Genomic DNA, 13,151 nt, shown 5'->3' on the forward strand with positions numbered 1-13,151 from the left:
GGGTTGCACGGGGTGTGGGCGCGCCGCTACTTCTTGCCCTTGCTGCCGTACGGCAGGGCGGCGAGGGCCGCGATGATCACGAAGGACGCGATCGGGATCACCACGAACAGACCGATGGTCTCGGCGACGCTCAGGCCGCCACCCGGTTGGTCGCCGTCGTCCCTGGTCAGGGCCATGGCAGGCGACGACAGCAGCATCATCAGCGTGGCCGTTGCGGTGACCGCACCGGCGCGCAAAGCGTTCCTCTTGTCCACGCTGCCCAACTTACCCGTCGCTTACCCCGGCCCGCGCGCCGGGGTCGGCCTTCCGGGCACCCGGGCCGGCGCCGTGCGGGCCGCCCCGGATGCCGTCCAGGGCCTCGGCCAGCGCCGCCGCGGCCGGGGCGGCCGCCACCGCGTCCAGGGTCACCGGAACGCCCGCGCCGTCCGCCACCGGCAGCCGCCAGTTCGGGTACTGGTCCCAGGTGCCGGGCAGGTTCTGCGGGCGCGGATCGCCCACCAGGTCCGGCAGCCAGACCCCGACCAGCTCGGCGGGCGTGCGCAGCAGGAACCGGTACAGCACCTCCGCGGTCGGCTCCCCGCCCTCCGCCAGCAGCCCCAGCCGGACCAGCTCGGCCCGCCAGTCCGCCAGCTCCGCCGCCGCCTCCGCCTGCTCCTCGCCCAGCGGACGGGCCAGCAGGCCCAGCCGGTGCCGCAGCTCCACGTGCTCGCCCGACAGCCGGGCGGCGGTACTGGGCAGGTCGTGGGTGGTCAGCGTGGCCAGGCTCTTCGTCCGCCAGCGGTCCGGCGCCAGGATCCGCGCCCGACCGTGCCCGTCGCGGTCCTCCCAGTCCCGTTCGAACCAGAGCACCGAGGTGCCGAGGACGCCGCGCGCCGCCAGCTCCTCCCGCACCCCCGGCTCCACCGTCCCGAGGTCCTCGCCGATCACCGCCGTCCCCGCCCGGTGCGCCTCCAGCGCCAGCACACCGAGCATCGCCTCCGCGTCGTACCGCACGTACGCGCCCTCGGTGGGCGCGTGCCCGACCGGCACCCACCAGAGCCGGAACAGGCCCATCACGTGGTCGATCCGGACCGCCCCCGCATGCCGGGCCGCCGACCGCAGCAGCTCCGCGAACGGGGCGTAGCCGGCCGCGGCCAGCGCGTCCGGGCGCCACGGCGGCAGGCCCCAGTCCTGGCCGTGCGCGTTGAAGGCGTCCGGCGGGGCGCCCACCGAGATGCCGGCGGCCAGCACGTCCTGCAGCGCCCAGGCGTCCGCACCGTCCGGGTGCACGCCCACCGCCAGGTCGTGGATCAGCCCGACCGGCATGCCCGCCGTCCGGGCCGCCCGCTGCGCACCGGCGAGCTGCTGCTCGACCTGCCAGGCCAGCCAGCGGTGGAACTCCACCCGCCCGGCCAGCCGGCCGGCGGCCAGCGTCACATGCGGGTCGGCCGGGTGGCGCAGGCCCTTCGGCCAGGTGTGCCAGTCGCCGCCGTGCTCCTCGGCGAGCGCGTTCCACAGGGCGTACCGCTCCAGCCACTCGCCCTCGGCGGCGGCGAACGCCCGGTAGGCGGCCTCCCGGCCGGCCCCCCGCGGCACCCCGTGCAGCACCGTCAGCGCCTGGCGCTTCAGCTCCCAGACCGCGTCCCGGTCGATCAGGCCGTCGTGGCCCAGCACCTCCGCGCGCAGCCGCCCGGCCCGCTCCGCCAGCGCGTCCACCTCGCGGCGCTGCCCGGCCGTCAGGTAGCCGTACTCGGGGACGGCCTCGATCCGCAGGTGCACCGGATCGGCGAACCGGCGCGAGGACGGCCGGTACGGCGAGGGGTCGGTGGGCGCCCCCGGCAGCGCCGCGTGCAGCGGGTTCAGCTGGACGAACCCGGCGCCCAGGCCCGCCCCCGCCCACTGCGCCAGCTCGGCGAGGTCCCCCAGGTCGCCCATGCCCCAGGAGCGGTCCGACAGCACGCTGTACAGCTGCGCGAGGAAACCCCAGCTGCGGCCCGGCAGTTGCGGCAGCACCTCCGGGGCGACGACCAGGTGCGCGGCCGCCTCCCGGCCGCCGGTCGTGGCGTGCAGCCGGTGGCGGCCCAGCGGCAGGTCGCCGGGGAGCCAGTGCGAACGGCCCTGCGGGAGGTCCCACCGGCCGCCGTCCTCCAGGTCGATCCACACCTTGGCGTCGCCCGGCACGTCCAGCGCCGTCCGCCGCCCGGCCCGCACCACCACGCACGGCGGCAGCAACCGGCCCGCCACCTCGGCCCGGTGGCGCTCCAGCGACTCGCGCACCGCCTCCGGCGTCCCCGCCGCCACCCCCATCGCACCGAGCACCGCGACCAGCGTCCGCGCCCCAGGCTCGTACGTCCCCTCCACCCCGTACGCCTGCGCCAACGCCAGCAGTTCGGGCGGCGGCGGCGAGGCGTCCTCCGCCGGCACCCCCTCCTGCCGGCTCCCAGCTCCATCCCGATCGAGGTAAGCGGCCATCCGCGGCTCCTGCGCTACTCGGCGACGCCCAACGAAGACAGCCACAGTCCTACCCGGGTGACGCCCCGGTGACCCGGCGCGACACGTCCAGGTCGGCCGGGCTTCCCCCGCCCGCGAGCCGGCCGGGGGTTGTGGCGGCCCGGGGGCGGCGGCGTGAGCGGGTCTTCGCGGTTCCTGCACGGGCGTCAACGCGACCCCCCGGCAGGCATTACGGACAAAGTCGGCATCACGGTCGGCGACGTTGACACCGGGGAACCCAACTGGTGGGCTTTGGCGGCGATGTGGTTCCAGGCCTGGCGAGGAGGCTCCTGTGCAAGCCCGAGTGTCCGTGGCCGCCGGTCGGCGATTGAGGCTGCAGCTGGATCAGAGCCCGGCCCTGCGCGAGGTGCTGCAGCATCCGGCCGCGATCGCCGCACGGCGGGCGACGGCCCGTACGGCACGACAGCTGGCGCCCAGGGCGGCGGACCGGCTGATCGCCGACCTGAAGGGGACTCCCCCGCTGCTGGCCTCGGTGCGCGCCGAGCGGGCGGCTGCCGCCCGGCCCGGCGGCGCGCCGTCCCGCACCCTGCGGCTCGCGGCGACGCTGTCGGCGGCGGCCGTGGTCGGCGGGCTGCTGACGGCCGGGGCGCCCGCGTACGCGTACCCGACGGCCCCGGGGCCCGAGGTGGTGAGCAGTGCGCCGCAGACGCCGCTGGGCAGTGTGAGCGATCCGCAGGTGTTCCCGCGCCCGCAGGAACAGCGGGTGGGCGGCCGGGCCGTCACCGTGCCCGGCGCCGTGACGCTGGTGACGGCGCCGAAGGCGGACAACGGCGCGGTGGACGCGGTGCGCGAGGTCCTGACGGTGGCCGGCGCCGACTCCCTGGTGCCGCGCGCCGAGGCGGCCTCGCCCGCCGCCGGTGAGCTGGTGGTGTACATCGGCGGGCCCGCCGAGGGCTCCGACGGCACGGTGGAGCGGGTGCTGCGCGACCTGGCCGTGGCGGCCGGCGGCACGGAGTCCTCCGCGCCCTCGCCCGCCGGGCTGCCGTCCGGCGGCTACGTGCTGTCGGCGGGCCAGCTGCCGGCGGCCGGCGGCGGCACGTACGGCGTGGTGGTGCTGGCGGGCACCGACGCGACGGGCACCTTCTACGCGGCGCAGAGCCTGCGCCAGCTGCTGGCCGCCGTCCCGGCGGGGCAGGGGCAGCAGGCGGCCGGGCAGGGCGCCGAGGCGGGCCTCGGGCTGCCCGGGATCACCCTGCGGGACTGGCCGACGGGGGCCGCGCTGCGCGGCACCGCAGAGGCGTTCTACGGCACGCCGTGGACCCGGGCGCAGCGGCTGGAGCAGCTGGACTTCCTGGGCCGCACCAAGCAGAACTTCTACCTCTACGCGCCCGGTGACGACCCGTACCGGCTCTCCCGCTGGCGCAACGCCTACCCGGCCGAGCGGGCGGCCGACCTGCGGGCGCTGGGCGACCGCGCCCGGGCGAACCACATCACCCTCGGGTACGCGATCGACCCGGGCCAGTCGTTCTGCTTCAGCTCCGGCAAGGACGCCGACGCGCTGATCGCCAAGCTGGACGGGCTGCGGCAGCTCGGCTTCACGGCGTTCCAGCTGCAGTTCCTGGACGTGTCGTACGACGAGTGGCACTGCGACGGCGACCGGTCGAAGTACGGCAACGGCCCGGCCGCCGCCGCCAAGGCGCAGGCCGAGCTGGTGGGCAAGGTGCAGGCGCGGCTGATCGCCAAGCACCCGGACCTCGCGCCGCTGTCGGTGCTGCCGACGGAGGCGCACAAGCAGGGCTCCACCCCGTACCGGCAGGCGCTCGCGGGCGCGCTGCCGAAGGAGGTACAGGTCGCGTGGAGCGGCTCCGCGGTGATCCCGGAGCGGATCACCGCGGCGCAGACCGCGGAGACCGGCGCGCTGTACGGGCACCCGCTGGTCACCATGGACAACTACCCGGTGAACGACGCCACCCCGGACCGGCTGTTCCTCGGGGCGTACACCGGGCGCGACCCGGAGGTGGCGACCCGGTCCGCGGTGATGCTGACCGGCGCGATGCAGCAGCCGGTGGCCTCCCGGATCGCGCTGGCCACGGCCGGCGACTTCGCCTGGAACCCGGTCGGCTACCGGGCGGAGGAGTCCTGGCAGGCCGCGCTGCGCTCGCTGGCCGGGCCCACCGGCGGCAGCGGCTCCGGGGCGGCGATGGCCGCGGTGACCGCGCTGGCCGGGAACAGCTCGTCCTCCCCGCTGGCCAAGCAGGAGTCCGGCTACCTGACCCCGCTGCTGGACCGCTTCTGGGCGACCGTCGAGCCGACCGGCGGCACCACCCCGGACCTCGCGAAGCTGATAGAGGCGGCGGCCCCGCTGCGGGAGGCGTTCGCCGCGATGGCCACCGCCCAGCAGACCCTGGCCGCCGACCGGGCGACCGCCCCGCTGGCCGCCGAGGCGGCCCCCTGGCTGAACGCACTGCGCGGCCACGGCCTGGCCGGGCAGGCCGCCCTGGACATGCTGCTGGCGCAGCGCGGCGGCGACGGCGACGCGGCCTGGAAGGCCCGGATGGAGCTGGGCAAGCTGCGCGATCAGGTCGAGCAGAGCCCGGCCACGGTCGGCGCCGGGGTGCTCGGCCCGTTCCTGGAGCGCGCGGCGAAGGCCGCCGACACCTGGGCGGGGGTGGCGGGCGGCGGTGCCACCGCGACCACCTCGATGGGCACCGCGCACGACCACCTGCCGGCCCTGATGACGGACGGCGCCGCCGATACCTTCTACTGGAGCTCGGGGCCGCCGCAGCCCGGCGACTCGGTCGGCCTGGACCTCGGCGGCGGTCGGCCGGTCGGCTCGGTGACCGTGCTGATGGGCTCGTGGGGCAACGGCCCGGACGGCGCCAGCGCGGTGGACGACTACATCCGCGAAGGCGTGCTGGAGTACACCACCGGCGCGGGCGGCTGGAAGAAGCTGGCCGACGTCCGCCACCAGAAGTCGGTCACCGCGCAGCTGCCGGCCGGCACGGTGGTGCGGGCGGTGCGGCTGCGGGCCACGGCGGCGCAGAAGACCGCCGTCGCGGTGCGCGAGTTCACCGTCACCGCGCCCGACGAGACGCCGAGCAGTGTGAGCGGCGGCCCTGCCGCGGCACCCGGCTCCTCGGCCGCCGCGGTGCTGGACGGCAACCCGGACACCGCGTACCGGGCGGCGACCGCGCCGACCGCCGCGGACGAGCCGCTGACCGTCGAGCTGGGCGTGGACCGCCCGCTGGACCGCCTGACCGTGCTCACCGACCCGCGCGTCCGGGCCACCGCGACCGTCTCGGTGCGCCGCTCGGACGGCAGCTGGGCCGAGATCGGCACCGTCCAGCCCGGCTACAACGAGCTGCCGGCGGGCGGGCTGCCCGCGGGGGCGATCCGGCTGGCCTGGCACCCGGGCGGGGAGCCGCCCGTGGTCAACCAGGTGGTGCCCTGGTACGCGGACACCCCGGTCGCCCGGCTCAGCCTCTCCGACGCCACGGTGGACGCGGTGATCGGCGCCGCCGCACCGGTGCAGACCAAGGCGGTCGTCGAGGCGGTCCGCCCGGACGGGGTGGGCGGCGAGCTGCGCACCGAGGTGCCGACGGTCGCCAAGGGCCTGACCGTCGTCCCGGCCTCCGGGGCGACCGTGCCGCGCGGCGGCAAGGTGGGCGTTCCGTTGCTGGTCAGTGCGGCTCCCGGGACGCCGACCGGGACGTACCAGGTGCCGGTGCTGTTCGTGGCGGGCTCGACGACCGTGAAGCAGGTGCTGCAGGTGCACGTCGTGCCGCCGACCGGCGGACCCGACCTCGCGACGACCGCGAAGGTCACCTCCTCGGGCGACGAGACGCCGACCTTCCCGGCCTCGGCGGTGGCCGACGGCGACCCGAAGACCCGCTGGTCCTCGCGGGCCGAGGACGACGCCTGGGTGCAGCTGGAGCTGCCCAAGGCCACCCACCTGGGTTCGGCGGTGGTGCACTGGCAGTCCGCGTACGCCGCGGCGTACCGGATCCAGGCGTCGGCGGACGGCGTCAGCTGGACGACCGTCGCCACCGTGGACGACGGCCGGGGCGGGCACGAGACGGTGCGCTTCGACGCGCCGGGCGCCAAGTACCTGCGGGTGCAGGGCGTGGCCCGGGCCACCAAGTACGGCTACTCGATCTACGGCATCGAGCTGTACGCGGTCACCCCGGCGACGACCCCGACAACGCCCGCCGCGGGCGGCACCCAGGCCGTCCCGCCGGCCGTGCCGCAGCCCTGACGGCCGGCCCGCCGCCCGACGGACGGCGGGCCGCCGGCGTCCCCTGCTGCGGGGGCGCCGGCGGCCCATGAGGCGTACCGGGTGCGGACTGGCAGGCCCTTGTGTGTCGGGGTCAGGCGGAGAGCGGTTCGGGCTGCTCGCCGCGGCGGACGGGGGCGGGGTGGCCGGGGCCGTGGGCCCGGCCGAGCGGTGCGGGACGGCCGGTGTCGGTATGGTCGTGGTGCTCGTACTCGCCCCACTGCGGGGCGCGCAGCTGGTCGGCACCGCCGTACGGCTCCAGGTAGGGCCGCCAGCGCGGGTCCCGGATGCCGGTGCCGATGATCCGCCAGGCGAGGCCGGACGGCGGGGCGGGCGGGCGCTTCATCCGCCAGCCGAGTTCGGTGAGGTGACGGTCGGCCTTGGTGTGGTTGCAGCGGCGGCAGGCCGCCACCACGTTGTCCCACCGGTGCTGGCCTCCCCTGCTGCGCGGGATGACGTGGTCGACGCTGGTGGCGGCGGCCCCGCAGTAGACGCAGCGGCCGTGGTCGCGGGCGAAGAGCGCCCGCCGGGTGAGCGGGACGGGCCCGCAGAACGGGACCCGGACGAAGCGGGTCAGGCGGACGACGGACGGCGCCGGAAGGGCGCTGGTGGCGCTGTGCAGTACGACTCCGGAGTCCTCCAGGCTGACCGCCTTGTGGTTGAGGACCAGGATGAGTGCGCGGCGCATCGATACGACGCCGAGTGGCTCGTACGACGCGTTGAGGACCAGGACATGCGGCACGGATGCCTCCTTGGACGCCTGCGGCGCGTGGCTCGCGCCGGGACGAGCGGTTGGACCACGCAACGGGTGCGTGATCTCCCCCAGTGTCGCCTTACGCCTTTGTACGGCGCCACCACTCCTGTGTAACGGAGCCGAAGTGAACTTCCGGGTGTGGCTTCCGTCATATCCCGTATGCCCGGGTGGGGGACGGGTTGCACCCCGGTGGGCGGCCGCCGCGGCGGCCCGGCTGGCCGGGGCGGGGCCCGCTCCACCGGACGGAGCAGCACCGCAGCGGCCGCGGCCGGGCCGGTCCGCGGGGGCGGTCGCGGGTGCGGGAGGGGCGGCCGGGGGGCGGTCGGGGGCGTTGACGGGGCGTCCGACCAGGTACGGCGCTCCCGCGGACAGGCCTTAGGCTGGGCCGGACGGTCCGGACCCCGGTGGCCGCGGACCGCGCCACGCTCCCTGCAGGAAGGTCCCGCCCGTGTCCTGGTCCGGTGCCGCCGGTCCCCTGGCCGACGCCGTTTCGACGCCGAGTCCGTCCTCCACCCCGACGGGACCCTCCCTGCCGCAGCTGGACCTGAGAATCCCCACCAGCGCGGAGGAGGTCACCGACTCCACCAAGCAGGCCGCCAGCTGGCTGGACTCGCACTGGCAGGAGTGGGTGGCCGGCGGGATCCGGATCGTCTTCATCATCGTGCTGGCGCTGGTCCTGCGCGCGGTGGTGCGCAAACTGATCACGCAGCTGATAAGCCGGATGACCAAGCCGGCCGAGCACGACTCCGACGAGCCCGGCCGGATCGGCGGGCTGCTGGCCAACACCGGGGTGGTGAACACCGAGCGCCGCCGGCAGCGCTCCGAGGCGATCGGCTCGGTGCTGCGCAGCGTGGCCTCGTTCACCATCCTCGGCACGGCCGCGCTGATGGTGCTCTCGGCACTCGGGGTGAACCTCGCGCCGCTGCTGGCGAGCGCCGGTGTGGCCGGTGTGGCGATCGGTTTCGGCGCCCGCAACCTGGTGACGGACTTCCTCTCCGGGGTCTTCATGATCATGGAGGACCAGTACGGCGTCGGCGACGAGATCGACACCGGCGTCGCCACCGGCACCGTGCTGGAGGTCGGCCTGCGGGTCACCAAGCTGCGCGGGGCCAACGGCGAGATCTGGTACATCCGCAACGGCGAGGTGAAGCGGATCGCCAACATGAGCCAGGGCTGGGCGACCGCCACGGTGGACGTCCAGGTCGGCTACAAGGAGGACCTGGTCCGGGTCGAGGAGCTGATCCACGAGGCGGCGGAGGCGCTGGCCAAGGAGGCGCCGTTCGACGAGCTGGTCTGGGAGCCGGTGACGGTGCTCGGGGTGGACTCGGTGGCCGTCGACTCGGTGGTCCTGCGGGTGGAGGCCCGCACCGCACCGGGCAAGTCGCTGAAGGTTGCGCGGGCGCTGCGGCAGCGGATCAAGGACGCCTTCGACGCGGCCGGGATCAAGGTCAAGGAGGACGCGCCGGTGGCCCCCGTCGCCGCGGCGGCGGGCGCGGCGACGGCCGCCGCGGTGGTGCTGGCCACGGCGGGCGCGGCCGCCCCGGCCCCGGGCGCGGACGCCGGTCCGCCGTCCGCGCTGGCCGACCCGACCTCCGCGCGCTCGCTGGCCGCGGCGCCGATACCGGCTCCGGTGAAGCCCGCGGACGACAGCCCCAAGCTGCCGTAGCGGCGGCGGCCGCAGGGAAGTGCGCACGGGCCCCGTCCCCTCCCCGGGGGCGGGGCCCTCGCACGTCCGGGGGCCGGGCGGGCGAGGGGGGCGGGGGCCCGGGTAACGCTTCGGCATCCACCGCAGGAACGCCCATTGACACCCTCCCGACAGGGCCCGTACGGTCCTGTTTCCGGAAGGACTGGAAAGTTTCCTAACAGTTCGGGGAGGAGGATCTACCGCATGAGCAGAACCAGCGCGAAGACCCCCCTCGCCGGCTCCCCCAGCCTGCTGCGGGCGATCAACGACCGCGCCGCCCTCGAACTGCTGCTGGAGAACGGACCGCTCTCCCGGACCCAGATCGGCACCCTGACCGGCCTGTCCAAGCCCACCGCCTCCCAGCTGCTCGCCCGGCTGGAAGCGGCCGGACTGGTCCTGCCGGTCGGCACCGCGGCCGGCCGCCCCGGCCCCAACGCGCAGCTGTACCAGGTGAACCCGGCCGCCGGTCACGTCGCCGGCCTGGACGTCACCAACAGCTGCGTACGGATCGCGGTCGCCGACATCACCGGGCGCACCCTGGCCGAGCACACCGCCCCCACCAAGGGCTGGCCGGCCGCCGGGACCGCCGCCCGGGTCGCCGAGGAGGTCCGCGGCACGGTCGCCCGGGCCGGACTCGCCGAGGACAGCCTGCGCGCCGTGGTCATCGGCGTCGGCGGGGCGCCCGACCCCGTCACCGGCAAGCTGCGCTACGCCTCCCACCTGCCCGGCTGGCACTCGCCGCGGCTGGTGCAGGAGCTGTCCGAGGCGGTCGCGGCCCCGGTCTCGATCGAGAACGACGTCAACCTGGCGGCCGTCGCGGAGCAGGCCTCGGGCGCGGCCCTGGGCTGCGAGGACTTCGTCCTGCTCTGGGCCGGCGAGGGCACCGGCGCCGCGATCGTGATCGCCGGACGGCTGCACCGCGGGTTCACCGGCGGCGCCGGGGAGGTCGGCTACATGCCGGTGCCCGGTTCGCCGGTCCGCTCCGACGTCCGGCGGCGCAACAGCGGGGGCTTCCAGGAACTGGTAGGCGCACCGGCCGTCCGCTCCCTGGCCCGCGAGCACGGGCTCGCCGCCCCCACCGCCGAGGCGTCCGTCGCCCTGGCCCTGGAGACCCCGGGCGCCGGCGACGACTTCCTCGCCGAACTCGCCGGCCGGCTCGCCGTCGGACTGGCCGTCATCGTCTCCGTCGTCGACCCCCAGCTGGTGGTGGTCTCCGGCGGCGTCCCGACCGCGGGCGGCGAACGGCTGCGCGTGCTCGTCGAGGACGAGCTCGCCCGGATCTCCATCGCCCGCCCCGAGGTCCGCAGCAGCGCCCTGCCCGGCTCGCCCGTGCTGCTCGGCGCCCTGCAACGCGCCCTGGCCGCCGCCCGCGAGGCGGTCTTCTCCACCCACTGACCCGACCGCCGACCCCTGCACCGCCCGACTCCGGCACCGCCCGGACCCGGCACCGCTCCCCGACTCCTGCACCGCACCGCGCACCACCCGGCACCGAACACCGCGCACCACCCGGCACCGCACCGCGCCGTACCGCACGTCTCCCAACCCCCCGAACGCGGGACCCGAGGCAATGACGCCTGCCCGCGCACCCCCAGGAGGACCTCGAAGTGCACTCCACCACCTCCCGCAGAGGCCGCCGTACGCTCGCCGCCGTCACCGGCAGCGCCGTCCTCGCCCTGCTCGCCACCGCCTGCACCGGCACCAACAGCTCGGGCGGCTCGGACGACTCGGCCAGTGGCAAGGACGTCACCATCACCTTCTGGCACGGCTGGAGCCAGGAGTCCGAGGTCAAGGCGATCGAGGCGAACATCGCCGCCTTCCAGAAGGCACACCCGAACATCAAGGTGAAGACGGTCTCCGCCATCACCGACGACAAGATCAACCAGGCCCTGCGGGCCGGCGGCGACGACGCCCCGGACGTCGTCTCCTCCTTCTCCACCGACAACGTGGGCAAGTTCTGCTCGTCCAAGGCCTTCGCCGACCTGAAGCCCTTCCTGGAGAAGGACCGGATCGACCCGGCCAAGACCTTCCCGGCCACGGTGCTCAACTACACGCAGTTCCAGGGCAACCAGTGCACCCTGCCGCTGCTCACCGACGCCTTCGGCCTGTACTACAACAAGACCGCGTTCGCCGCCGCGGGCATCGCCGGGCCGCCGAAGACCTTCAGCGAGTTCGCCGAGGCCGCCGCCAAGCTGACCATCGTCGAGGGCGACGGCTTCAAGCAGCTCGGCTTCATGCCGAACTACCACGGCTACGAGACCACCGTCGGCCACTACCTCGGCCAGTACGGCCCCGCGTACTTCACCCCCGACGGCAAGTCCAACGTCGCCGCCGACCCCAAGTTCGCGGCGCTGTACACCTGGCAGAAGGGCCTGGTCGAGAAGCTCGGCGGCTTCGAGAAGCTGGAGAAGTTCCGCTCCACCCTCGGCGAGGAGTTCTCCACCAAGAACCCCTTCCACACCGGCCAGGTCGCCATGGCGATGGACGGCGAGTGGCGCACCGCCTTCCTCGCCGCCGACAAGCCGGCCTTCGAGTGGGCCACCGCGCCGTTCCCGGTGCCGGACGACCAGAAGGACAGCTACGGCCGCGGCTACCAGAGCGGTACCGTCATCGGCCTCGCCCGCACCAGCAAGAAGCAGACCGCCGCCTGGCAGCTCATCAAGTACCTGACCACCGACACCGACGCGGTCGTCGGCTTCGCCAACGCCATCCGCAACGTGCCCAGCACCTTCGACGCGCTCAACTCGCCGAAGCTGGTCAGCGACCCCAACTTCAAGACCTTCCTCGACATCGCGAAGCACAAGGACTCCAACACCACCCCCGCCAGCATCAACGGCGGCGCCTACCAGACGACGCTGCAGAACCTCGGCTACGACTTCGAGGCCGGCAAGGTCACCGACATCGCCAAGGGCCTCGCCGACGCCGCCAAGCAGATCGACGCCGACATCGCCCAGGCGAAGTAGGCGACACCGACCGGCACCCTCGGAGCTCCCCATGGCACTCGCGTTCGGCACCCGCAGGGGCACCGGACCGACCGGACCGGCGGCGCCCTCCGCGCAGCAGCACCTGCTGCGCCGGAAGCGCCGCCGGCAGGCGGCCCGCACCCTCGCCTTCCTCTCCCCCTGGCTGATCGGCTTCGGCGTCTTCTTCGCCTACCCGCTGATCTCCACCGTCTACTTCTCCTTCATGCAGTACGACGGGTTCACGGCCCCCACCTTCTCGGGCCTGAAGAACTGGAACTACGTCTTCAACGACTACGCGTTCTTCTGGCAGGGCCTGCGCAACACCCTCTGGCTGATCGTCTTCATGGTCGCCACGCGGGTCGCGTTCGGACTCGGCATCGGCCTGCTGATCACCCGGATCAAGACCGGCACCGGCTTCTTCCGCACCGCGTTCTACCTGCCCTACCTGGCACCGCCGGTGGCCGCCACCGTCGCCTTCGCCTTCCTGCTCAACCCCGGCACCGGCCCGGTCAACCACTTCCTCGGCGAGATCGGCCTGCCGCAGCCCGGCTGGTTCTCCGACCCCGACTGGTCCAAGCCCGCCCTCACCATGCTCGCCCTGTGGGGCATCGGCGACCTGATGGTCATCTTCATGGCCTCGCTGCTGGACGTCCCCAAGGAGCAGTACGAGGCGGCCGAACTCGACGGGGCCGGCCCGTTCCAGCGCTTCCGGTACGTCACCCTGCCGAACATCTCGCCGATCATCATGTTCGCGGTGGTCACCGGCGTCATCCAGACCATGCAGTACTACACGCAGGCGATCGTCGCCGGGAAGGTCGCCAGCGGCATCGCCGGCAACTCCGGCCAGACCTTCGAACCCGGCTACCCCCAGGGCTCCACCTGGACCCTGCCGCAGATGGTCTACAACCTCGGCTTCCAGCGCTTCGACACCGGCTCCGCCTGCGTCGTCGCCCTCGTCCTGTTCGCCATCGCGATGGCCGTCACCTCTCTCCTGCTGCGCCGCAAGTCCGGCTTCATGGCGAGCGACGACTAGCGAACCAGTGAGGACCC

The 13,151-nt window shown here is 74.6% G+C and carries 7 protein-coding genes and 1 pseudogene; 5 read left to right on the plus strand and 3 right to left on the minus strand.

What is annotated here, in order from left to right; genetic code table 11:
• Positions 1-26 precede the first annotated feature (26 nt).
• Positions 27-254, minus strand: a complete 228-nt coding sequence (locus ACWGB8_RS19015) for a hypothetical protein (protein ID WP_452214660.1) — start codon at positions 252-254, stop codon at positions 27-29.
• A gap of 10 nt (positions 255-264) precedes the next feature.
• On the minus strand, positions 265-2,451 hold the full coding sequence (gene malQ, locus ACWGB8_RS19020; RefSeq protein ID WP_452214661.1) for a 4-alpha-glucanotransferase: 2,187 nt from the start codon (positions 2,449-2,451) through the stop codon (positions 265-267).
• A 346-nt stretch (positions 2,452-2,797) separates the two neighbouring features.
• On the opposite strand from malQ, the gene ACWGB8_RS19025 reads away from it, so the two are divergent.
• Positions 2,798-6,685, plus strand: a complete 3,888-nt coding sequence (locus tag ACWGB8_RS19025; RefSeq protein WP_452214662.1) for a beta-N-acetylglucosaminidase domain-containing protein — start codon at positions 2,798-2,800, stop codon at positions 6,683-6,685.
• 250 nt (positions 6,686-6,935) lie between these two features.
• Here the strand turns inward: ACWGB8_RS19025 and ACWGB8_RS19030 are convergent.
• Positions 6,936-7,445 (minus strand): annotated as a pseudogene (locus ACWGB8_RS19030) (HNH endonuclease); the annotation flags it as partial.
• Between the two features lie 460 nt (positions 7,446-7,905).
• Here ACWGB8_RS19030 and ACWGB8_RS19035 point away from each other — a divergent pair.
• From ACWGB8_RS19035 to ACWGB8_RS19050, 4 genes are all read left to right on the plus strand, one after another.
• Positions 7,906-9,123: a mechanosensitive ion channel family protein gene (locus ACWGB8_RS19035; RefSeq protein ID WP_452214663.1), complete on the plus strand. Its 1,218-nt coding sequence runs from the start codon at positions 7,906-7,908 to the stop codon at positions 9,121-9,123.
• 222 nt (positions 9,124-9,345) lie between these two features.
• Positions 9,346-10,536: an ROK family transcriptional regulator gene (locus ACWGB8_RS19040; protein ID WP_452214664.1), complete on the plus strand. Its 1,191-nt coding sequence runs from the start codon at positions 9,346-9,348 to the stop codon at positions 10,534-10,536.
• A gap of 209 nt (positions 10,537-10,745) precedes the next feature.
• A complete protein-coding gene (locus ACWGB8_RS19045; RefSeq protein WP_452214665.1) occupies positions 10,746-12,101 on the plus strand; it encodes an ABC transporter substrate-binding protein in 1,356 nt (451 codons plus the stop codon).
• Between the two features lie 31 nt (positions 12,102-12,132).
• Positions 12,133-13,134 (plus strand): carbohydrate ABC transporter permease, encoded by a 1,002-nt coding sequence (locus ACWGB8_RS19050; RefSeq protein ID WP_452214666.1) that lies wholly within the window; start codon positions 12,133-12,135, stop codon positions 13,132-13,134.
• Positions 13,135-13,151 lie beyond the last annotated feature (17 nt).

Source organism: Kitasatospora sp. NPDC054939 (assembly GCF_053610105.1).

What these genes read in the sequence shown, in the direction of transcription:
- malQ (WP_452214661.1), bottom strand. Translation starts at nt 2,451, where the DNA reads ATGGCCGCTTACCTCGATCGGGATGGAGCTGGGAGCCGGCAGGAGGGG.
- ACWGB8_RS19040 (WP_452214664.1), top strand. Translation starts at nt 9,346, where the DNA reads ATGAGCAGAACCAGCGCGAAGACCCCCCTCGCCGGCTCCCCCAGCCTG.
- ACWGB8_RS19050 (WP_452214666.1), top strand. Translation starts at nt 12,133, where the DNA reads ATGGCACTCGCGTTCGGCACCCGCAGGGGCACCGGACCGACCGGACCG.